Annotated in this window: 19 protein-coding genes and 1 pseudogene; 13 read left to right on the top strand and 7 right to left on the bottom strand. The window is 59.6% G+C overall.

The window, feature by feature from the left end:
- Positions 1-118: 118 nt before the first annotated feature.
- The 3 genes from HK44_RS06920 to rpmE form a co-directional block, all read right to left on the bottom strand.
- Positions 119-1,387 (bottom strand): malic enzyme-like NAD(P)-binding protein, encoded by a 1,269-nt coding sequence (locus HK44_RS06920; RefSeq protein WP_019691373.1) that lies wholly within the window; start codon positions 1,385-1,387, stop codon positions 119-121.
- Positions 1,388-1,568: 181 nt separating this feature from the next.
- Positions 1,569-2,387, bottom strand: coding sequence for a thermonuclease family protein (locus HK44_RS06915; protein WP_019691372.1), 819 nt, complete (start codon positions 2,385-2,387; stop codon positions 1,569-1,571).
- A gap of 8 nt (positions 2,388-2,395) precedes the next feature.
- Positions 2,396-2,611, bottom strand: coding sequence for a 50S ribosomal protein L31 (rpmE, locus tag HK44_RS06910; RefSeq protein ID WP_019691371.1), 216 nt, complete (start codon positions 2,609-2,611; stop codon positions 2,396-2,398).
- A gap of 233 nt (positions 2,612-2,844) precedes the next feature.
- Between rpmE and HK44_RS06905 the strand changes: the two genes are divergently transcribed.
- The 10 genes from HK44_RS06905 (at position 2,845) to HK44_RS06860 (ending at position 15,975) form a co-directional block, all read left to right on the top strand.
- Positions 2,845-5,064: a primosomal protein N' gene (locus tag HK44_RS06905; RefSeq protein ID WP_019691370.1), complete on the top strand. Its 2,220-nt coding sequence runs from the start codon at positions 2,845-2,847 to the stop codon at positions 5,062-5,064.
- 270 nt (positions 5,065-5,334) lie between these two features.
- Positions 5,335-7,071 carry an arginine--tRNA ligase gene (gene argS, locus HK44_RS06900; RefSeq protein ID WP_019691369.1) on the top strand — a complete coding sequence of 579 codons (1,737 nt, stop codon included), beginning with the start codon at positions 5,335-5,337 and terminating at the stop codon, positions 7,069-7,071.
- A gap of 1 nt (position 7,072) precedes the next feature.
- Positions 7,073-7,774 carry an SPOR domain-containing protein gene (locus tag HK44_RS06895; RefSeq protein ID WP_019691368.1) on the top strand — a complete coding sequence of 234 codons (702 nt, stop codon included), beginning with the start codon at positions 7,073-7,075 and terminating at the stop codon, positions 7,772-7,774.
- Positions 7,775-8,051: 277 nt separating this feature from the next.
- On the top strand, positions 8,052-8,582 hold the full coding sequence (hslV, locus tag HK44_RS06890; protein WP_007899242.1) for an ATP-dependent protease subunit HslV: 531 nt from the start codon (positions 8,052-8,054) through the stop codon (positions 8,580-8,582).
- A 54-nt stretch (positions 8,583-8,636) separates the two neighbouring features.
- Entirely contained in the window at positions 8,637-9,977 is a 1,341-nt protein-coding gene (gene hslU, locus HK44_RS06885) for an ATP-dependent protease ATPase subunit HslU (RefSeq protein ID WP_019691367.1), read from the top strand.
- A gap of 206 nt (positions 9,978-10,183) precedes the next feature.
- Positions 10,184-10,564: a gamma-butyrobetaine hydroxylase-like domain-containing protein gene (locus HK44_RS06880; protein WP_019691366.1), complete on the top strand. Its 381-nt coding sequence runs from the start codon at positions 10,184-10,186 to the stop codon at positions 10,562-10,564.
- A gap of 260 nt (positions 10,565-10,824) precedes the next feature.
- Positions 10,825-12,504: a class II poly(R)-hydroxyalkanoic acid synthase gene (gene phaC, locus HK44_RS06875; RefSeq protein ID WP_019691365.1), complete on the top strand. Its 1,680-nt coding sequence runs from the start codon at positions 10,825-10,827 to the stop codon at positions 12,502-12,504.
- A 133-nt stretch (positions 12,505-12,637) separates the two neighbouring features.
- Entirely contained in the window at positions 12,638-13,495 is an 858-nt protein-coding gene (gene phaZ, locus HK44_RS06870; protein ID WP_019691364.1) for a poly(3-hydroxyalkanoate) depolymerase, read from the top strand.
- A gap of 114 nt (positions 13,496-13,609) precedes the next feature.
- The gene (phaC, locus tag HK44_RS06865; RefSeq protein WP_019691363.1) at positions 13,610-15,292 is read left to right on the top strand and encodes a class II poly(R)-hydroxyalkanoic acid synthase; all 1,683 of its coding nucleotides are present in this window, start codon (positions 13,610-13,612) and stop codon (positions 15,290-15,292) included.
- 62 nt (positions 15,293-15,354) lie between these two features.
- Positions 15,355-15,975: a TetR/AcrR family transcriptional regulator gene (locus tag HK44_RS06860; RefSeq protein ID WP_019691362.1), complete on the top strand. Its 621-nt coding sequence runs from the start codon at positions 15,355-15,357 to the stop codon at positions 15,973-15,975.
- Between the two features lie 364 nt (positions 15,976-16,339).
- On the opposite strand, the pseudogene HK44_RS06855 reads toward HK44_RS06860, so the two are convergent.
- The 4 genes and pseudogenes from HK44_RS06855 to HK44_RS06840 all read right to left on the bottom strand — a co-directional run bounded on the left by HK44_RS06855 (position 16,340) and on the right by HK44_RS06840 (position 19,232).
- Positions 16,340-17,365, bottom strand: a pseudogene (locus HK44_RS06855) (IS110 family transposase).
- 166 nt (positions 17,366-17,531) lie between these two features.
- A complete protein-coding gene (locus HK44_RS06850; protein WP_019691361.1) occupies positions 17,532-18,305 on the bottom strand; it encodes a phasin family protein in 774 nt (257 codons plus the stop codon).
- Positions 18,306-18,315: 10 nt separating this feature from the next.
- Complete coding sequence (locus tag HK44_RS06845; protein ID WP_019691360.1) at positions 18,316-18,738, bottom strand: phasin family protein; 423 nt, start codon at positions 18,736-18,738, stop codon at positions 18,316-18,318.
- Between the two features lie 218 nt (positions 18,739-18,956).
- Complete coding sequence (locus HK44_RS06840; protein ID WP_019691359.1) at positions 18,957-19,232, bottom strand: polyhydroxyalkanoic acid system family protein; 276 nt, start codon at positions 19,230-19,232, stop codon at positions 18,957-18,959.
- A gap of 155 nt (positions 19,233-19,387) precedes the next feature.
- Between HK44_RS06840 and ubiE the strand changes: the two genes are divergently transcribed.
- Genes ubiE through ubiB form a run of 3 tightly spaced genes read left to right on the top strand, consistent with a single transcriptional unit; the run spans position 19,388 to position 22,382 of the window.
- Positions 19,388-20,158: a bifunctional demethylmenaquinone methyltransferase/2-methoxy-6-polyprenyl-1,4-benzoquinol methylase UbiE gene (gene ubiE, locus HK44_RS06835; protein WP_019691358.1), complete on the top strand. Its 771-nt coding sequence runs from the start codon at positions 19,388-19,390 to the stop codon at positions 20,156-20,158.
- Complete coding sequence (locus HK44_RS06830; protein WP_019691357.1) at positions 20,158-20,781, top strand: ubiquinone biosynthesis accessory factor UbiJ; 624 nt, start codon at positions 20,158-20,160, stop codon at positions 20,779-20,781. The genes ubiE and HK44_RS06830 overlap by 1 nt, the downstream gene beginning before the upstream one ends.
- Positions 20,778-22,382 (top strand): ubiquinone biosynthesis regulatory protein kinase UbiB, encoded by a 1,605-nt coding sequence (gene ubiB / locus HK44_RS06825; RefSeq protein ID WP_019691356.1) that lies wholly within the window; start codon positions 20,778-20,780, stop codon positions 22,380-22,382. The genes HK44_RS06830 and ubiB overlap by 4 nt, the downstream gene beginning before the upstream one ends.
- The last annotated feature ends 48 nt before the right edge of the window (positions 22,383-22,430 follow it).

The following is a 22,430-nucleotide window of genomic DNA, read 5'->3' as shown; positions in this document are numbered from 1 at the left end:
AGAGCGAAACCGTAAGTAGCCGTTACACCAATAACGGATATGTACACCTACAAAAGACAGAAATAAAAAAGCCCCGACTCACAAGAGCCGGGGCCTTTTGTTGAAGCGCTACAACGACTTAGCCGTTGAACACATCATCCACGCTTTTCAGCGGGTAGTTCTTCGGATACGGCAGAGTCGCCACACCCGTCTCGATCGCAGCCTTGGCCACAGCATCCGAGATCACAGTGATCAAACGCGCATCCATTGGCTTCGGAATGATGTACTCACGACCGAACTCCAGCTTGATGCCACCGTAAGCGTCACACACTTCCTGAGGCACTGGCAGCTTGGCCAATTCACGCAGAGCGTTGGCCGCAGCCACTTTCATTTCTTCGTTGATGCGCTTGGCGCGAACGTCCAGAGCACCACGGAAGATGAATGGGAAGCCCAGTACGTTGTTCACCTGGTTCGGGTAGTCCGAACGGCCGGTCGCCATGATCACGTCGTTACGGGTGGCGTGAGCCAGTTCCGGGGCGATTTCCGGGTCCGGGTTCGAGCACGCGAACACGATCGGATTGGCCGCCATCAGCAGCAGGTTTTCAGCGCTCAGCAGGTTCGGACCGGACAGGCCGACGAACACGTCTGCACCTTTGAGCGCGTCGCTTAGGGTGCGCTTGTCGGTCGCGTGAGCGAAAACAGCCTTGTACTGGTTCAGGTCGTCACGGCCGGAGTGGATCACGCCGGTACGGTCAACCATGAAGATGTTTTCGATGTTGGCGCCCATGCTCACCAGCAACTTCATGCAGGAGATGGCGGCAGCACCGGCACCCAGGCAGACGATCTTGGCTTCCGGCAGGGTTTTACCAGAGATTTCCAGGGCATTGATCATGCCGGCAGCGGTCACGATCGCGGTGCCGTGCTGGTCATCGTGGAACACTGGAATGTCGCACTGCTCGATCAGAGCACGCTCGATCTCAAAGCACTCAGGTGCCTTGATGTCTTCCAGGTTGATGCCACCGAAGGTGATGGAGATACGCTTGACGGTGTCGATGAAGGCTTGCGGGCTTTCGGAGTCGACTTCGATGTCGAACACGTCGATACCGGCGAAGCGCTTGAACAGCACGCCTTTACCTTCCATCACCGGCTTGGAAGCCAATGGGCCAAGGTTACCCAGGCCGAGAATCGCGGTGCCATCGGAAATGACTGCAACCAGGTTGCCCTTGCCGGTGTATTTGTAGGCCAGTTCAGGATCGCGGGCGATTTCGCGTACTGGTTCGGCTACGCCGGGGCTGTAGGCCAGCGACAGATCGCGGGCGGTAGCGGTGGCCTTGGTGAGCTCGACACTCAGCTTACCTGGACGAGGATGGGCGTGATATTCGAGAGCGGCAGTTTTCAAATCAGACATGTGGGCATTCCGCTTTTACTGTTGAACGACGGACCGCCGAGGATACTCGCGTCGCAAAGTCCCCACAAGACTGACCGGTCACCCCTGTCAAGGGCCCTACCCTAAGACTTTGGGCCAAGAGCCACGGAACACAAGGGCTCAACTGTTCACAATTGACTTAAAAAATGTCGACAATTTCTTTTTACGGCACTGCTTGCAGCATGGCCGGATGGGTCAATGGCAACAACCAGCGCGCCTGACCGGAATCCAGACCACCGTGCCGTGAGCGATCGAGCACCCAGCCACGCGCCTCGATTTTCTTGCCGTTGAGCCGCTCCAGAGCCGCCAGATCGAATTGACCGAGCAGATTGGGTGCAACGCGCAATACAACCGAATCCTGCAACTCGATCCAAATTCCGCCGCGATTGCGCTGAACCTTGCTCACACGCCCACTGAGCACAGCAAAACCCGAAGTGTTGATCTGCTCCGCTTTCAATACAGGCGACTGCCGCCATAACCCCAGCCTGGCCTGTCGCGCAGCGTGTTCGGCGGCCTGTTGGCAACTGACAAAATCGACGTTCGGTGCCACTGCCACCAGATAACCGAGGCCCTCGGCAAGCATCTGCGCTTCGAGATTGTCACCGTTGGCACTGTAGAGATGGGCCAGGGTGCGCCCGTAGCGATCCTTGCCCTCTTGACCCGCCAGCAAACCCAACCGTCCGTCGTTTGCCGCCACCAACGTTTCCAGACGCTTGCGTGCAGCGACGGCGAAAGGTTCGTCGGAGCGGCCTTTCTTGCCCAGTTCCGGGGTATTCAAACCGATCATGCGCACACTGCGGCCGTCGCGCAGGCGCACCGTGTCGCCATCCACCACGCGCTGCACGCTGACAGCTTCCAGCTGACTGGCTGGGGCAGGACAGAGGGCCTGGGCGCTGGAGAGCCAAATTGCAGGCATAAAAAAGGCGCCCGCGAGGGACGCCTTTTTCATCAGTCTGGAGAAGCCGAAACGGCTTTCCAACATGATCAGCCTTAGGCTTTTTTGCCGAAAGCACCGAAACGATCGGCGAACTTCTGAACGCGGCCGCCGGTATCCAGAGTCTTCTGCTTACCGGTGTAGAACGGGTGGCACTCGTTGCAAACGTCGATCGCCAGTGGCTTGGCATAGGTCGAACGGGTTTCGAACTTGTTGCCGCAGCTGCAAGTTACGGCAACTGTTGGGTATTCTGGATGGATATCGGCTTTCATGGTGTCTTCCTCAGGCTAGCGTGCCGCCACCCAACACTATTGTTGAATACCGCACGTAATTATGCCGCGGATTCTACCAGACCTTTACAATCACGCAAGCTGTCCACAGTGTCCTCCATCAGAAAAGACTGTTCGATTCTGGCGAGTGAACGCTTTCCTAATAGAGGACACTAATCCAGTCGTCTGCTAGGCTCCGGCCCTTCTTTACCGCCTGTTCAATGAGATCCCCCCGCGTGCCCGACGCCATTTTGCGCCTCGCCCTGCCTTCGCCCCTGCGTCGCCTGTTCGACTACCGTGCCCCGGCGGGAGTCCTGCGCGCGCATTTGCATCCGGGCATGCGGTTGCGGGTGCCGTTCGGTCGCCGCGAGATGATCGGGATCCTGGTGGAAGTCACCAGCCACAGCGAAGTCCCGGCCGACAAGCTCAAACCGGCACTGGCCCTGCTCGACGCCACGCCACCGCTACCGGCAGCACTGTTCAAGTTGTGTCTGTGGACTTCCCAGTATTACCAGCACAGCCTCGGCGACACCTTAAGCTGGGCGCTGCCGGTATTGCTGCGCCAGGGTGAAATGGCCGAAGCGCGCCAGGAGCGGTTCTGGTCAATAACTCCGGGCGCGAAACTGGATGATCCGCGTATCGCCCGCGCCCCACGTCAGCGCGAGGCCTTGGCAACGCTGGCCCAACATCCGCATGGCGTCGCCCATCAGTTGCTGAGCAAATTGATGCTGAGCAAGGACAGCCTCGACCTGCTGCTGGCCAAAGAACTGGTGCAAGTGGAGATCCGCAAACACGCACCCGGCGAACGTCACGAACACTGGCTGGCGCAACCGGAGCTGCCGCTGAACCCGGAGCAGCGCGCCGCATATGAAGCGATTCGCGCAGGCTTCGGCAGTTTTCATGCGTTCCTGCTGGCCGGGGTCACCGGCAGCGGCAAGACCGAAGTCTATTTGCAGCTGATCCGTGAAACCCTTGAGGCCGGCAAGCAGGCGCTGGTGCTGATCCCCGAAATCAACCTCGGGCCGCAGACCCTGGCGCGCTTCGAACAGCGCTTCAATGCGCGCATCGCTCTGGTGCATTCAGCCGTCAACGACCGCGAACGGCTGGAATCCTGGCTGGCAGCCCGGGATGGCGAGGCCGACATTATTATCGGCACCCGCTCGGCGCTGTTCACGCCGATGAAAAACCCCGGGCTGATCATCATCGATGAAGAGCACGACGGCTCCTATAAACAGCAGGAAGGTTTGCGCTATCACGCCCGCGACCTGGCATTGGTCCGAGCGCGGCAGGAAAACATCCCGATTGTCCTTGGCTCGGCGACACCGTCACTGGAAAGCCTGCACAACGCCTACACCGGTCGCTACGGACTCCTGCGCCTGAACGAGCGCGCCGGCGGGGCGAAACAACCCCGTTTCCTGCGGCTGGACGTTAAAAGCCGCCCCCTGGACAGCGGTATTTCCGGGCCGATGCAGCAGGCGATCGGCCAGACCCTCGCCGCCGGCCAGCAAGTCCTGGTGTTCCTCAACCGTCGCGGCTTTGCGCCCACCCTGCTCTGTCACGACTGCGGCTGGATGTCCGAATGTCAGCGCTGCGATGCGCGGATGACCGTGCACCAGCGCTCCGGCGAGCTGCGTTGCCACCATTGCGGCTACGTTGAACGCGTCCCACGGCACTGCCCAAAATGCGGCAAGGTCGATTTGCGCCCCGTAGGTGCCGGCACCGAACGCGCCGAAGAACGCCTGGGGATTCTGTTCCCGGACTACCCGGTATTGCGGGTCGACCGTGACAGCACCTCGCGCAAGGACGCGATGAATCAGCTGTTCGCGACCATTCAGAAAGGTCAGCCGTGCATTCTGGTCGGTACGCAGATGCTCGCCAAAGGGCATCACTTTCCACGGGTGACGCTGGTGTCGATTCTCGATGCCGACGGCGGATTGTTCTCCGGCGACTTCCGCGCCAGCGAACGCATGGCCCAATTGATCGTGCAGGTGGCGGGGCGTGCCGGCCGCGCCGAAGAGCCGGGCAAAGTGATCATTCAGACTCACCTGGCTGACCACCCGTTGTTGGTGCAACTGACCGAGCAAGGTTATTTCGCCTTTGCCGAGCAGGCCTTGAGCGAACGTCGTTCCGCCGGGCTACCGCCCTTCGCGCACCTGGCGCTGTTGCGGGCCGAGGCGCACAAACCCGGGCAGGCCGAAAGTTTCCTCGATGAAGCCTGCAGCGAGGCCGAGCGATTATTGGCCGAACACACCCTGAGCGGCATCGAATTGCTGGGGCCAGTGCCGGCGCCGATGGAGCGGCGGGCCGGGCGTTATCGGGCGCAATTGTTGTTGCAAGCCACGGCACGGGCGCCGCTGCATCGATTGTTGAGTGCCTGGTTGCTGGCGCTGGAACAGATGCCGAGCGGGCGGGCGGTGCGCTGGTCTGTGGATGTTGATCCGGTCGATTTGTATTGAATCAACTATGTGGCGAGGGAGCTTGCTCCCGCTCGGGTGTGCAACAGCCGCAAACAAGTCAACCCCGCCCCAGCAGAAAGAATGCAGTAGCCGATTTAAGGGCCGCTCCGCGCCCCAGCGGGAGCAAGCTCCCTCGCCACAAGGTAATCAATCACCGTAAGTCCGCAATGAACCTACAATGGTTGGCAAGCCCGACTTCGCAACGGATAATGCCCAGTTTTTCCACCTGCGCATCGATGCGCCGCCGCTCTGCGGTTGAAAGAGAAGACCATGAAAGACACCATTCGCCAGTTGATCCAGCAAGCCCTCACCCAACTCGTTACCGACGGTGTGTTGCCTGAAGGCCTGACGCCGGCGATTCAGGTGGAGAACTCCCGTGACAAGACTCACGGCGACTTCGCCAGCAACATCGCCATGATGCTGGCTAAACCGGCCGGCATGAAACCGCGCGATCTGGCGGAAAAAATCATCGCCGCGCTGCCGGTTGACGAAAACGTCAGCAAAACCGAAATCGCAGGTCCCGGCTTCCTCAACTTCTTCCAGAACACCCAGGCCCTGGCCTCGCGCCTGGACGCAGCCCTGGCTGACGCCCAAATCGGCGTGCGCAAGGCAGGTTCCGTGCAACGCACCGTGGTCGACCTGTCCGCGCCGAACCTGGCCAAAGAGATGCACGTCGGTCACTTGCGTTCGACCATCATCGGCGACGGTGTGGCGCGCGTACTGGAGTTCCTCGGCGATACGGTGATCCGCCAGAACCACGTGGGCGACTGGGGCACCCAGTTCGGCATGCTGATGGCGTACCTGCAAGAAAACCCGATTACCAGCGACGAGCTGTCGGACCTCGAAAACTTCTACCGCGCCGCCAAGCAGCGCTTCGACGAATCCGAAGAATTCGCCGACCGAGCCCGTGGCCTGGTGGTCAAACTGCAAGCCGGCGACCCGGACTGCCTGGCGCTGTGGACCAAGTTCAAAGACATCTCATTGTCCCACTGCCAGAAAATCTACGAACAGCTCAACGTCAAACTGACCATGGCCGACGTGATGGGCGAAAGTGCCTACAACGATGACCTGATCAACGTGGTCAACGACCTCAAGGCCAAAGGCATGCTGGTCGAGAGCAACGGCGCCCAGTGCGTGTTCCTCGACGAGTTCAAGAATGCCGACGGCGACCCGCTGCCGGTAATCATCGTCAAGGCTGACGGTGGCTACCTCTATGCCACCACTGACCTGGCAGCCGTGCGCTACCGTAACGGCGTGCTGAAAGCCGATCGGGTGCTGTACTTCGTTGACCAGCGTCAGGCGCTGCACTTCCAGCAGGTGTTCGAAGTGGCTCGCCTGGCCGGCTTCGTGACCCACCCGATGGAAATGGAACACATGGGCTTTGGCACCATGAACGGCGCCGATGGCCGCCCGTTCAAGACCCGTGATGGCGGCACCGTGAAGCTGATCGACCTGCTGAACGAAGCCAAGGAACGTGCCTACACGCTGGTGAAGGAAAAGAACCCTGAGCTTGCCGAAGCCGATCTGCGCAACATCGCCAAAGTCGTGGGCATTGGCGCGGTGAAATACGCCGACCTGTCCAAGCACCGCACCAGCGACTACAGCTTCAACTTCGACCTGATGCTGAACTTCGAAGGCAACACCGCGCCGTACCTGCTGTACGCCTACACCCGCGTGGCCGGCGTGTTCCGCAAACTCGGCAAGGACTTCAGCGAAGTCGAAGGGCAGATCGTCCTCGAGGCCACCCACGAACACGAACTGGCCGCCAAGCTGGCGCAGTTTGGTGAAGTGCTGAACAACGTCGCCGAAAAAGGCACGCCGCACATCCTCTGCACCTACCTGTACGATGTTGCCGGTCTGTTCTCCAGCTTCTACGAGAACTGCCCGATTCTCAGTGCACAAACCCCGGCACAAATGCAAAGCCGCTTGCGCCTCGCCGCATTGACCGGTCGCACCCTCAAGCAAGGCCTGGAACTCTTGGGTCTGGAAACTCTGGAGCGTATGTAAGTTGGCTGCCAAGAAAAAACCAGCACCAAAGCGTGGCGCCAGCCGTTACCAAGCTCCTGCAAAAAAGCCGATTCCAGGATGGCTGTGGATGGCCATCGGCCTGACCGTGGGCGCCTTCATCGTGTTCCTGATGAAGCTGGAGCCGGGTAAAGGCAGCGAAAGCGTCAAGCGCGAGAAGGTCGAGCAACAGAAGGCCAGCAAGATCGCCGAGGCCAACAAGACCCCGCCGAGCCCGACGCAACCGGTGAAGCCGAAATATGACTTCTACACCTTGCTGCCGGAATCGGAGGTCATCGTGCCGCCGGATGCCGTGCCGGAGAAAACCCTGCCGACGCCGCAGACCGCACCCGTTGCACCGGTAACCCCGGCAGAAGCGGCGAAGATCGACACCGCGCGTGCGCAAGCGGCCCTGAGCGGCATCACCCCACCGCCAGCGCCACCAGTGGCGAAAGCGGCGCCGGTGACCAAGTTCTTCCTGCAGGCTGGCTCGTTCCGCAAGGAAGCCGACGCCGACAAGGTTCGTGCACAGATCATTCTGCTTGGCCAGGCAGTTTCGGTGGAGTCCGGCACGGTGAAGGATGAGACCTGGTACCGCGTACTGGTCGGACCGTTCAGCAACCGCGAACAGCTGACCACCGCCCAGAAACAACTGGCTGGCAGCGGTTTCAGCAACCTGTTGTTACAACAACGCCAAAGCCGTTAAAGCCAACCCTGTGGCGAGGGAGCTTGCTCCCGCTGGAGTGCGCAGCGCTCCCAAAATCGGCAATTGCAGCACGTCAGGTAAACCGCATTGACCGGGTTTACGACTGCTGCGCAGCCGAACGGGAGCAAGCTCCCTCGCCACAGGCTCTCGCCCCGCCCAAGGGATATGCAACCAGCACCGCTCGTCCCCCGCCACTTCCCGCAGTTGAAAAACGCCTCACCACCCCCATATGAGTTGGGATAAGGCATTTTCGCCCCGCTGCGTGGAGACTCTTCCCTTGACCACCATCGTTTCAGTTCGCCGCCACGGCAAAGTCGTCATGGGCGGCGACGGCCAGGTTTCTCTCGGCAATACCGTGATGAAAGGCAACGCGAAGAAAGTTCGCCGCCTGTACCACGGTCAGGTCATCGCCGGGTTTGCTGGCGCCACCGCTGACGCCTTTACCCTCTTCGAACGTTTCGAGGGCCAGCTTGAAAAGCACCAGGGCCACCTGGTTCGCGCCGCCGTCGAACTCGCCAAAGAATGGCGTACCGACCGCTCCCTCAGCCGCCTCGAAGCAATGCTCGCAGTCGCCAACAAAGACGCCTCCCTGATCATCACCGGTAACGGCGATGTGGTCGAACCCGAAGAAGGCCTGATCGCCATGGGTTCCGGCGGCGGTTACGCTCAGGCCGCGGCCAGCGCCCTGCTGAAGAAAACCGATCTGTCGGCCCGTGAAATCGTCGAAACCGCGCTCGGCATCGCCGGCGACATCTGTGTCTTCACCAACCACACCTTCACCATTGAGGAGCAGGATCTCGCTGAGTAAGCCTGTCCTGGCCTTGCGCCACGGCTTATTCTTGCTTGAGGACCGCCAATTACTATGCCAATGACTCCCCGCGAAATCGTCCATGAACTCAGTCGCCATATCATCGGCCAGGACGATGCCAAGCGCGCCGTCGCCATCGCCCTGCGTAACCGCTGGCGCCGGATGCAACTGCCTGAAGAGCTGCGCGTTGAAGTAACGCCCAAGAACATTCTGATGATCGGCCCGACCGGTGTCGGTAAAACCGAAATCGCCCGTCGCCTGGCCAAACTCGCCAACGCGCCGTTCATCAAGGTTGAAGCGACCAAGTTCACCGAGGTCGGCTATGTCGGCCGTGACGTCGAGTCGATCATTCGCGACCTCGCCGATGCCGCGATCAAGCTGCTGCGCGAACAGGAAATGGTCAAGGTTCGCCATCGCGCCGAAGATGCCGCCGAAGAGCGCATCCTCGATGCATTGCTGCCACCGGCACGCATGGGCTTCAGCAACGAAGACTCCGCGCCCGCCCAGGATTCCAACACCCGCCAACTGTTCCGCAAGCGCCTGCGCGAAGGTCAGCTGGATGACAAGGAGATCGAAATCGAAGTCGCCGAAGTGTCCGGCGTCGATATCTCCGCGCCACCGGGCATGGAAGAAATGACCAACCAGCTGCAGAGCCTGTTTGCCAACATGGGCAAGGGCACGCGCAAGAGCCGCAAGCTCAAGGTCAAGGAAGCGCTGAGACTGGTGCGCGACGAAGAAGCCAGCCGCCTGGTCAATGACGAAGAGCTCAAGGCCAAGGCCCTGGAAGCGGTCGAGCAGCATGGCATTGTGTTTATCGACGAAATCGACAAGGTCGCCAAGCGTGGCAATTCCGGCGGCATCGATGTGTCCCGCGAAGGCGTACAGCGCGACTTGCTGCCGCTGATCGAAGGCTGCACGGTCAACACCAAACTGGGCATGGTCAAGACCGACCACATCCTGTTCATCGCTTCCGGTGCGTTCCACCTGAGCAAGCCAAGCGATCTGGTGCCCGAGCTGCAAGGTCGCCTGCCGATCCGCGTCGAACTCAAGGCCCTCACGCCGGAAGACTTCGAGCGCATCCTCAGCGAGCCGCATGCCTCGCTCACCGAGCAGTATTGCGCCCTGCTGAAAACCGAAGGCGTGACCATCGAGTTCCTGCCGGACGGCATCAAGCGTGTGGCGGAGATCGCCTGGCAGGTCAACGAGAAGACCGAGAACATCGGTGCCCGTCGCCTGCACACCCTGCTCGAGCGCCTGCTCGAAGAGGTGTCGTTCAGCGCCAGCGATCTGGCCAGCACCCACAGCGAAGAGCCGATCCGCATCGATGCGAACTACGTCAACAGCCACCTCGGCGAATTGGCGCAGAACGAAGACCTGTCCCGTTATATCCTGTAGGTCACTTTCTGTGTGAGCGGGCCTCTGTGGCGAGGGAGCTTGCTCCCGCTGGGTCGCGAAGCGACCCCAAAATCAGTGAATGCGGTCTATCAGGCAGACCCCATTCGCCGGGTTTACGACTGCTGCGCAGCCGAGCGGGAGCAAGCTCCCTCGCCACAGGATCACCCGCCGACACAGGGCCCTCACAATGACGGACGACCGGCCCCATGACGAGCAAACTCCCCAGCGCAATCAAACTGCACAAAGCCTCGAAAACCCTGGAGCTGCAATACGCGCCCGATGAGGTCTATCACCTGAGCGCGGAATTCTTGCGCGTGCACTCTCCTTCCGCCGAGGTCCAGGGCCACGGCAAACCCATCCTTCAATTTGGCAAGATCGGCGTAGGCCTGGATAAAGTAGAACCGGCCGGTCAGTACGCACTGAAATTGACCTTTGATGACGGCCACGACAGCGGTCTGTTCACCTGGGAATATCTCTATCAGTTGGCGCGACGATATGACGCACTCTGGGACGATTATCTTGCCGAGCTCAAAGCCGCCGGAAAGACCCGCGATCCAAACGAGTCTATCGTCAAGCTGATGCTCTAGCTCAAGGCTCGCGCTCTTTAGAGGGCATTTTCTAATTTCATCTGTTTGAATGCTGGGCTGCGGTGCCGAGCATCGGCCTGCTTGCGAAAAAAATTAAACTCGGGTAACCAATGGATCTGGCAAGTTCTGTGCAACGCACCCCCCTGAACTAAAAAGTCAGCGATGTACAATTAACGGTCACCCGAGCGTGTACCCGGCATTTGCTGTGTAACTACACAGCAGCACTCAGGTACTCGCCTCAGGACAATGGAGCGTCGTAGATGAGTAACAAGAATAACGATGACCTGAAATATCAAGCCTCGGAAAACACCCTTGGGCTTAACCCGGTCATCGGCTTGCGTCGAAAGGATCTGCTTACCTCTGCCCGCATGGTGCTGACCCAGGCCATCAAACAACCCATTCACAGCGTCAAGCATGTCGCGCATTTTGGCATTGTGCTCAAGAACGTGATGCTCGGTAGATCCGAGCTGCAACCGGAAAGCGATGACCGTCGTTTCAACGATCCGGCGTGGAGTCAGAACCCGCTCTATAAACGTTATTTGCAAACCTACCTGGCGTGGCGCAAGGAACTCCACGACTGGATTGGCGAAAGCAACCTGTCCGATCAGGACATCAGCCGCGCGCACTTCGTGATCAACCTGATGACCGAAGCCATGGCCCCGACCAACAGCGCGGCCAACCCTGCTGCCGTCAAACGCTTCTTCGAAACCGGCGGCAAAAGCCTGCTCGATGGCCTCTCGCATCTGGCCAAGGATCTGGTGCACAACGGCGGCATGCCGAGCCAGGTCAACATGGGCGCCTTCGAAGTCGGCAAAAGCCTGGGCACCACTGAAGGCGCGGTGGTTTTCCGCAACGATGTGCTGGAACTGATCCAGTACCGGCCAATCACTGAACAAGTGCACGAACGCCCACTGCTGGTCGTTCCACCACAGATCAACAAGTTCTACGTTTTCGACCTGAGTCCGGACAAAAGCCTCGCGCGCTTCTGCCTGCGCAACAATGTGCAGACCTTTATCGTCAGCTGGCGCAACCCGACCAAGGCCCAACGTGAATGGGGTTTGTCGACCTACATCGAAGCGCTCAAGGAAGCGGTCGATGTGGTCACCGCGATCACCGGCAGCAAAGACGTGAACATGCTCGGCGCCTGCTCCGGCGGCATCACCTGCACCGCACTGCTGGGCCACTACGCGGCGATCGGCGAGAAGAAGGTCAACGCCCTGACGCTGCTGGTCAGCGTGCTTGATACCACCCTTGATTCCCAGGTCGCGCTGTTCGTCGACGAGCAAACCCTGGAAGCCGCCAAGCGTCACTCCTATCAGGCCGGCGTGCTCGAAGGTCGCGACATGGCCAAGGTCTTCGCCTGGATGCGCCCCAATGACCTGATCTGGAACTACTGGGTCAACAACTACCTGTTGGGCAACGAACCGCCAGTCTTCGACATTCTGTTCTGGAACAACGACACCACCCGCCTGCCTGCGGCGTTCCACGGCGACCTGATCGAACTGTTCAAAAACAACCCGCTGATCCGCGCCGATGCACTGGAAGTGTGCGGCACGCCGATCGACCTCAAGCAGGTCACGGCAGACGTCTATTCCCTGGCAGGCACCAACGACCACATCACACCGTGGAAGTCCTGCTACAAATCGGCGCAGTTGTTTGGTGGCAAGGTCGAATTCGTGTTGTCCAGCAGCGGCCATATCCAGAGCATTCTGAACCCGCCGGGCAACCCGAAATCCCGTTACATGACCAGCACCGTCATGCCGGTCCATGCCAACGACTGGCTGGAAAACTCAACCAAGCACACTGACTCCTGGTGGCTGCACTGGCAGGCCTGGCAGGCCGAGCGTTCGGGCAAGCTGAAAAAAGCCCCGACCGTACTCGGCAACAAGACTTATGCAGCAGGTGAGGCATCACCGGGGACCTATGTGCATGAACGTTAACTGACACATGTGGGAGCGAGCCTGCTCACGATAGCGGTGTCACAACCAACAAAAGGGTTGAATGTGCCGCCGTCATCGCGAGCAGGCTCGCTCCCACAATGAAAATGAGACATCGACCCACAGGGCCTGAAGCATGCCGCATCCGTTCATATTTCGTACTGTCGACCTGGATGGGCAAACCATCCGTACCGCAGTACGCCCTGGCAAGCCTCACTTGACGCCCTTGCTGATTTTCAATGGCATCGGCGCCAACCTGGAGCTGGTGTTTCCGTTCGTCCAGGCGCTTGACCCGGACCTGGAAGTGATCGCCTTCGACGTCCCCGGTGTCGGCGGCTCATCGACGCCTACCCACCCTTACCGCTTTCCCGGCCTGGCCAAGCTGACCGCACGGATGCTCGATTACCTCGATTACGGGCAAGTCAACGTGGTCGGTGTTTCGTGGGGCGGGGCACTCGCCCAACAGTTCGCCTTCGACTACCCCGAGCGCTGCAAGAAGCTGGTGTTGGCAGCCACAGCGGCGGGCATGGTGATGGTGCCGGGCAAACCGAAAGTGCTGTGGATGATGGCCAGCCCCAGACGCTACATCCAGCCATCCCACGTGATTCGCATTGCGCCGCTGATTTACGGTGGTTCGTTCCGCCGTGATCCGAACCTCGCGGCAGAGCACGCGAGCAAAGTGCGTTCGGCCGGCAAACTTGGCTACTACTGGCAGCTATTCGCGGGCCTGGGATGGACCAGTATTCACTGGCTGCACAAAATCAATCAGCCGACCCTGGTGCTGGCCGGTGATGATGACCCGCTCATTCCGCTGATCAATATGCGGATACTCGCCTGGCGTATTCCCAATGCCCAGCTACACATAATCGACGACGGCCATTTATTCCTGATCACTCGGGCTGAAGCCGTCGCTCCGATCATCATGAAATTTCTCCAGGAAGAACGCCAACGGGCGGTGATGCATCCGCACCCGGGGTCATTCGGCGGCACGTAACGTACTGCGTATGTGGGCAGGCGTGTCGAAAACCGCAAGGGAGGCCGGAAGCGACTATGGTGTCTATTCGCAATTGACGTACTTGTTGTTGGCTTGACGAAGGAGTGTTGACTCATGCGAGACAAAAAAGCGCCGGGCGCCTTTCCCCCACCCGCCGCACTCATCAACGCCCAGAGTGCGATCACCGGTCTGCGCGGCCGGGATCTGTTTTCGACTCTGCGCAGCGTCGCCGCCCATGGCTTGCGCCACCCGGTACAAAGTGCCAAACACGCACTGGCCTTGGGTGGGCAACTGGGCCGGGTACTACTGGGCGAGACCCTGCACCAGCCCAACCCCTCGGACAGCCGCTTCGCCGACCCGAGCTGGGCGCTCAATCCGTTTTATCGACGCAGCCTTCAGGCTTACCTGAGCTGGCAGAAGCAGATCAAAAAATGGATCGATGAAAGCGGCCTGCCCGCCGATGACCGTGCACGCGCGCACTTTGCCTTTACCCTGCTCAACGACGCGGTCTCGCCATCCAACACCTTACTCAACCCACTGGCGATCAAGGAGCTGTTCAACTCCGGCGGCCAAAGTCTGGTGCGCGGTCTCAGCCATCTGTTCGACGATCTGATGCACAACAATGGCCTGCCCAGCCAGGTGACCAAGCACGCCTTCGAAGTCGGCAAAACGGTTGCCACCACCACCGGTGCCGTGGTGTTTCGCAACGAACTGCTGGAGCTGATGCAGTACAAGCCGATGAGCGAAAAGCAGTACGCGAGGCCGCTGCTGGTGGTACCCCCGCAGATCAACAAGTACTACATTTTCGACTTGAGCCCGCACAACAGCTTCGTCCAGTTCGCGCTGAAAAACGGTCTGCAGGTGTTCATGGTCAGTTGGCGCAACCCGGATGTCCGTCATCGCGAATGGGGCCTGTCGAGTTACGTCGAGGCCCTGGAAGAAGCGCTGAATGTCTGCCGGGCGATCAGCGGCAGCCGCGAGGTCAACCTGATGGGCGCCTGCGCCGGCGGCCTGACCATCGCCGCCCTGCAAGGACATCTGCAAGCCAAGCGGCAACTGCGTCGGGTCTCGAGCGCGACCTATCTGGTGAGCCTGCTCGACAGTGAACTGGAAAGCCCGGCAACCCTGTTTGCCGACGAACAAACCCTCGAAGCGGCCAAGCGTCGCTCCTATCAGAAAGGTGTACTCGAAGGTCGCGACATGGCCAAGGTCTTTGCCTGGATGCGCCCCAACGACCTGATCTGGAACTACTGGGTCAACAACTACCTGCTGGGTAAAGAGCCGCCAGCCTTCGACATTCTCTACTGGAACAACGACAACACGCGCCTGCCGGCCGCCTTCCACGGCGACCTGCTGGACTTCTTCAAGCACAACCCGTTGACCCATCCTGGCGGACTGGAGGTCTGCGGCACGCCGATCGACTTGCAGAAAGTCAACGTCGACAGCTTCAGCGTCGCCGGGATCAACGACCACATCACGCCTTGGGATGCGGTGTACCGCTCGACACTGCTGCTGGGCGGTGAGCGGCGCTTCGTGCTGTCCAACAGCGGCCACGTGCAGAGCATTCTCAACCCACCGGGCAACCCCAAGGCCAACTACGTCGAGAGCCCGAAACTGAGCAGCGATCCACGGGCCTGGTACTACGACGCCAAACACGTCGACGGCAGTTGGTGGAACCAGTGGCTGAGCTGGATTCAGGAACGTTCCGGCACTCAGCGCGAAACGCTGATGGCCCTTGGTAACCAGAACTATCCACCAATGGAGGCGGCGCCAGGCACTTACGTGCGCGTACGCTGAACTCTCCCCGCGCCACGGCCTGAAGTGTCGGCCGTGGCCTGACGAATCACTAAGAAGACTGGATGAAAACCCGCGACCGGATTCTTGAATGTGCCCTGCAGTTGTTCAACCAAAAGGGCGAGCCAAATGTCTCTACCATGGAAGTTGCCAATGAGCTGGGGATCAGCCCCGGCAACCTCTACTACCACTTTCATGGCAAGGAGCCGCTGATTCTAGGGTTGTTCGAGCGCTTTCAGGGCGAATTGACGCCGTTGCTCGATCCGCCGTCGGACGTGCAACTGGCACCCGAGGATTACTGGCTGTTCCTGCACCTGATCGTCGAACGCCTGGCGCACTACCGCTTTCTGTTTCAGGACCTGTCGAACCTGGCCGGACGCTTGCCGAAACTGGCCAAGGGCATCCGTAATCTGCTCAATGCCCTCAAGCGTACACTGGCCTCGTTACTGGCGCAGTTGAAGGCTCAGGGGCAACTGGTCAGCGATACCCAGGCACTCGGGCAACTGGTGGAACAGATCACCATGACCTTGCTGTTTTCCCTGGACTATCAGCGGATTCTCGATCGCGAAGGCGAAGTGCGAGTGGTGGTCTACCAGATCATGATGCTGGTGGCGCCGCACCTGCCGCCGTCGGCGAAACTCGCAACCGAGCAGCTGGCGTTGCAGTATCTGGAAGAACACGAATAACCCGATATTTATGCGACGAAAATCCAGTGTGGGAGCGAGCCTGCTCGCGATGGGGCCATCACATTCAACACTGATGTTGACTGTTAGATCGCTATCGCGAGCAGGCTCGCTCCCACATCTATGGTTACCCCCTTTTCTGCAATACTGTTTTTGATGCGTGTTTGGCTTGCTTTCATCTATCCGGCGTCTGTGTGGGGTGGCAACCCCGCGCCTCGATGAGAATCGATGCCTAACGATCCTAATTATTCGAACGGCCTTTCAGCCGTGTGGGAGCTCAGGGTTGTCGTCAGGCCGGTTAGCCGTTCACGTCATCTGTTATCCAGCATCGCAAAACCAGGTGGGTGGTGCTCGGGTGACAGCAGGGTCAGGCGTTCATCGCGGTTGGCCCTGCATCAAATTCAGTGTGGTGGGCCAGCAATCGCCCAGGCGATCCTTGCCAGCTTGTTGGCCAGCGCGCAGACCACATGGTTGGAGTGATGGTGGGCCAATAGCTGCCGGACCCAGTCCGCCAGCCAGCCTTTCTGTCGGTCCAGTTGCATCAGGTAAACACGGGCACATTGGACAAGCAGGCGCCGCTGGTTGCGATCACCTCGCTTGCTGATGCCCAGCAGGACGGTCTTGCCGCCCGTAGAATGCTGTTTGGGTATCAGCCCGATTGAGGCCGAATAGCCTCGGCCGCATTTGAACTGCTTGCCATCGCCCAATTCGGCAGCCAGGACGCTGGAGGTGATCGGGCCTACGCAGGGCATGGTCATCAAACGAGCCGCCAGATCATCTTCGGCGGCCTGGCATTCCACTTCCTTGTCCAGCGTCTTGATCTGCCCATCCAGATAGGTGAAGTGCTCCTGCAACCTCGTCAGAAGTTTTTTGATGGGCACAGGAATTGAACTCGCTTCAAGCCGAGCGGGCAGTTCTTTGATGGGCTTGAAGCCTGTGGCCAGACTGACGCCGACCTCCAAAAGCGCTGCGTGAATCCGATTGACGGTCGCGGTGCGCTCTTTGATGAACGAATCGCGTGTCGAGTTGAGCATGGCCAGCAGCTGCTGAGCCTGGGTTTTGGGGTGTACAAAGCGCATTGTTGGACGAGTCGCCGCCTCGCAGATCGCTCGGCATCAGCGAAGTCGTTTTTGTTGCTTTTCACGTAAGGGCGTACGAGATGCGGGGCAATGAGCTTGGGCGTATGTCCCAGCTTCGCGACCTCCTGCGCCATGAAGTGGGCTCCGCCGCAGGCTTCCATCACAACGGTGCAGGGTTCGAGATTCATCAGGTGCTGCATGAGCGCCGCACGAGTAAACTTTTTGCGGTAAAGCTCATGACCACGATCATCTTGCGCGTGTAGATGGAAAGAGTGTTTTCCCAGATCGATGGCGGCAATAGCTACTTTGTTCATGGCAACGGTCTCCGATGAGCCCCCTGCGAAAGCTTAGTGGGCGATCACAGGGGGCGGCGGGGGTAGCCATTTCATTATTGAACTGTGGTGTTTTCGAGAATGCATTCAGCACAAACAAAAACGCCCGACCTTCGCAGGCCGGGCGTTTTTGTGTGTCCTGGGTTAATCAGGACTGACTGGTTGGCGCCGATGGGGTTGGCGCTACAGTCGGGGTCACAGCAGGGGTTGGCGCCGCGGCGGAGTTCGCCGGGCTGACCGGTGCTGCCGGCTTGGCGGCGGCCACTGCCGGTTTCGGTGCGGCCGCTTTCGGGGCAGCAGGCTTTTTGGCTGCCGGCTTCTTCGCTGCAGCAGGCTTGGCGGCGGCTTTAGCAGCAGCCGGTTTGGCTGCAGGTTTGGCTGCCGCGGTTTTGGCTGGCGCTTTAGCCGCTGGTTTGGCAGCCGGTTTTGCGGCAGCTTTGACCAGGGGTTTGGCGGCAGTTTTAGTGGCTGGTTTGGCTGCTGCCGTTTTAGCGGCAACAGGCGCAACCTTGGCACCGGTGAGTTTTTCGATTTGCTTGGTCAGGGTATCGACCTTGCTGTGCAGCGCTTTGACTTCATTGCGGCTTGGCACGCCAAGACGCGAAATGGCGCTGTTCAGACGCTTGTCGAAAGCCCCTTCCAGTTCGTCCCACTTGCCCAGCGCACGATCCTTGACACCACTGATACGCGACTTGGCCGATTGAGCAGAGTCTTTGGCAGCGTCGACAGTTTTGCCGACAGCGCTCTTGGTGAGCTTCTCGGCTTTCTCGCCATCTTTAACCAGTGACTCGAAGAGTTTGCTGCCGTCAGTGTCGATCTTCGAGTACACGCCTAAACCAGCAAGCCAGATTTTGCGGGAGTAGTCTTCAACTTTCCCAATCCACGAGCTGCCTTCTTTCTCGGTGTTCTTTTTACCAGCCATCCCGTTCTCCTTAATGTTTACGCGCGACGCGTTCGAGCAATGCCGTCAGCTCATCGAGCTTGGCAGAGAGTGTCTCAACGTCATGTTTAGACGCAATGCCGATACGATTCAAGGCACTTGCGACACGCGTGTCGAACGCCTTCTCGACTTTATCGAGCTGAACTTCGACTTTGCCTTTGAAGGTACTGACTTCACTCTTGGCTTCATCAATCTCGGCATTGGCCGCTTCAAGCTTCTCGGCAACTACCTTTTTGCCTTTCTTTTCAACAGTTTGACCAGCCTTGATCAACTCCTGAAAGTACTCGCTGCCTTCCTGACCGACCTTGGTGTAGGCACCCAGGCCTGCCAGCCAGATCTTGCGGGCATAGGATTTCACTTCGTTCAACGCAGTCGGCTGAACGTCAGTTTTTTTCTTCAAAGTAACTTTGGCCATGGTGCACCTCACGCGCAGAAGGTTTGAGGAACTGCCCGTCAAGCGTCGGGCTCAGGCACAACGTAGTGAGAAAAATTAGAAACGGCACCCTAACAACCGCAACAATTGGGTGGTGCCTCAAACCTGTAGGAGCAAAGCTTGCTCGCGATGAACGATAACGTGGTGTGCCTGGTATACCGCCTCGCGGGCAAGCCTTGCTCCTACAAAAACAAGGGCGATCAGACCAGCGCTTTATCGAGGGCTCTTTCGATTTCCGACTTGATGGTGCCGCTCATGGCTGACATCAACAGGCCGAGTTCGACATCGACCCTGATCGAGGTGTCGCCTACATAAACCGCACCTTTGACCCCGGGACGCTTGAGGTTCAGGGTGTCGCCCGACCACTGAGGTTCCAGTCCATATTGCGCCGCCAGTTTTTCCGCCAGTTTGTCAGCCTTCTCGCGGGCTGCTTCCTTACCCAGGCCATGGGTACGCTCAACACTAATATGGGCCACTGAATGACTCCTGTTTTATCGGGACTTGCCTCAAGCATTCTGACCCCTGCTGCGTCAAAACGTCCGGGCGGTTGCCTATCTTACCTTCAGCCTTGCCAAGACAAAGCATCCCTGCGGGATTAGAATGTCGCGCATTCTCTTTTGGTGACAGCGATATGACTGATCAGCGCAAAGGCAGCGATGCCGAACCCACCACTCACTTCGGCTTCAAAAACGTTCCGGAAAGCCAGAAAGCGGAAAAAGTCGCTGAGGTTTTCCACTCGGTAGCCGCCAAATACGACCTGATGAACGACCTCCTGTCGGGCGGCATGCACCGTCTGTGGAAGCGTTTCGCGATCGAACTGTCGGGCGTTCGCACCGGCAACCGCGTGCTGGACATCGCCGGCGGCACCGGCGACCTGACCAGAAAATTCTCGCACCTTGTCGGTCCGACCGGCCAGGTCGTGCTCGCCGACATCAACGAGTCCATGCTCAAGGTCGGTCGTGACCGCCTGCTGGATCTTGGCGTAGCCGGCAACGTCGAGTTCGTTCAGGCCGATGCTGAAAAGCTGCCGTTCCCGGACAACCACTTCGACTGCGTGACCATCGCGTTCGGCCTGCGCAACGTCACCCACAAGGAAGACGCCCTGCGCTCCATGCTGCGGGTGCTCAAGCCGGGCGGGCGCTTGCTGGTGCTGGAGTTCTCCAAACCGACCAACGCGCTGATGTCCAAGGCCTACGACGCCTACTCGTTCGCCTTCATGCCGTTGATGGGCAAGCTGATCACCAATGACTCGGAAAGCTATCGCTACCTGGCCGAATCGATCCGCATGCATCCGAATCAGGAAACCCTGAAGTCGATGATGGTCGACGCCGGTTTCGACCGCGTGACCTACCACAACATGACCGCAGGCATCGTCGCCCTGCACCGCGGCATCAAACCCTGATGTTGCTCGCCGGCCTGCTCGCCAGCGTCGAACTCGGCCTCAACCGGGTGCTGCGGCTCGACAGCACGGCGCTGCCGCGCCTGGCGCCGTTGAACGGCAAGGTGATTGCCGTCGATTGCCGCAGCCCGGCGTTGCAGATGTTCATTGTGCCCAGCGACGAAGGCCTGATGCTGGCCGCGCACTGGGCCGCGGATGCCGACTGCACCTTGCGCGCACCGGCGGCCAGCCTGCTCAAGCTGGCCCTGAGCAAGGACAAGACGGCGGTCCTGCATGGCCCTGACGTTGAACTCGACGGCGACAGCGGCGTGCTGCTGGCGCTGGCGTCGGTCCTTCAGGACCTGGAGCTGGACTGGGAATACGAACTCTCGCGCTGGCTCGGCCCGGTCGCCACGCAACTGCTGGGCGGTCACTTGCGCAGCCGCGCACGCTGGTATCAGCAAGGTTTTGCCAGCCTGAACCAGAATCTTGCCGAATACCTCGCCGAAGAATCGCGCGCCCTCGTCGGCCAGCGCGAAGCCGAAGCGCGGTTTAGTGAACTGGACCAGATCAAACTTGATCTGGAACGTCTTGAGGCGCGCTTCGAGCGTCTTTCCCGATCCCTTGATTCAAGCGATAACGCATGAAGCTGCTTGCCGTCCGCCGTTTGTTGCGCATCCAGCGCGTCGTGATCCGCTACCGCCTCGATGACCTGCTGTTCGCCCTGCCACTGCCGTGGTTCCTGCTGGGGCTGCGTTATGCGCTGCCGTGGCGCTGGTTTCCGCGTAAAACCCTGGACCTGAGCCGGGGTGCGCGCCTGCGGCTGGCCTTGCAGGACCTGGGACCGATTTTCATCAAGTTCGGACAAATTCTTTCGACCCGCCGCGACCTGCTGCCCGAAGACATCGCCGATGAGCTGATGCTGCTGCAGGACCGTGTGCCACCGTTTGACTCGCAGGTAGCGGTCAAGCTGATCGAAGAACAGCTGGGCAAGAAAATCGGCGATGTGTTCAGCCGATTCGACATCGAGCCACTGGCTTCGGCTTCGGTGGCGCAAGTCCATGCGGCGCAGTTGAAAAGCGGCGAAGAAGTGGTGGTCAAGGTCATACGCCCGGGTCTTAAGCCCGTCATCGCGCAAGACCTGGCCTGGCTGTTCATCCTCGCCCGCGCGGCAGAAAAACTCTCCGCCGACGCCCGCCTGCTGCACCCGGTGGAAGTGGTCAGCGACTACGAAAAGACCATCTTCGACGAACTCGACTTGCTGCGCGAAGCGGCTAATGCCAGCCAGTTGAGGCGCAACTTCGACGGCTCGCCGCTGCTGTACGTGCCGCAGGTCTACTGGGACTGGTGCCGACCAAAAGTGTTGGTGATGGAGCGTATCTACGGGATTCAGGTCACGGACCTGGCGACCCTCGCCGACCAGCGCACCGACATGAAAATGCTCGCTGAACGTGGCGTAGAGATCTTCTTCACCCAGGTGTTCCGCGACAGCTTCTTCCACGCCGACATGCACCCCGGCAACATCTTCGTCAGCACCGTGCAGCCGTGGAGCCCGCAGTACATTGCAATCGACTGCGGGATCGTCGGCAGCCTGACGCCTGAAGACCAGGACTATCTGGCACGCAACCTGTTCGCCTTTTTCAAGCGCGACTATCGCCGCGTCGCCCAATTGCACATCGATTCGGGTTGGGTGCCGGCAGAAACCAAACTCAACGAATTCGAAGCGGCAATCCGTACAGTGTGCGAGCCGATCTTCGAAAAACCGCTAAAGGATATTTCCTTCGGTCAAGTGTTGATGCGCCTGTTCCAGACGGCTCGGCGCTTCAACATGGAAGTGCAGCCGCAATTGGTTCTTTTGCAGAAAACCCTGCTCAACATCGAAGGCCTCGGCCGCCAGCTGTACCCGGAACTGGACCTGTGGAATACCGCGCAACCGTTCCTCGAACGCTGGATGCGCGAGCGCGTCAGCCCGAAAACCTTGCTCGGCAACCTGCACAACCAGGTCGAGCAACTGCCGCACTTGGCCAACATGACCCGTGACCTGCTCGATCGCCTGTCGCAGCCGCACGCCGTAAACCCGCCACCGGCCTGGCATCGCCGCTCGGACGACTGGTTCCTGCGCCTGCTGGGCACCGCGCATCTGGCGGGCGGTGCGATCCTGCTGGCCGGCGGCCCTCTGGACGGACTCGGCCATTGGCCCGGCGCAATCATGGTGGCCGTCGGCTTGTATCTGATCGTTCGACGATAGCCAGTTGGGCCGCGCACTGGCACACTGTTTCAACGCCAGGGTTCCACT

The organism is Pseudomonas fluorescens HK44 (genome assembly GCF_000217955.3).
GTDB lineage: Bacteria > Pseudomonadota > Gammaproteobacteria > Pseudomonadales > Pseudomonadaceae > Aquipseudomonas > Aquipseudomonas fluorescens_AQ.
This window is presented reverse-complemented; position numbering and strand designations above follow the sequence as displayed.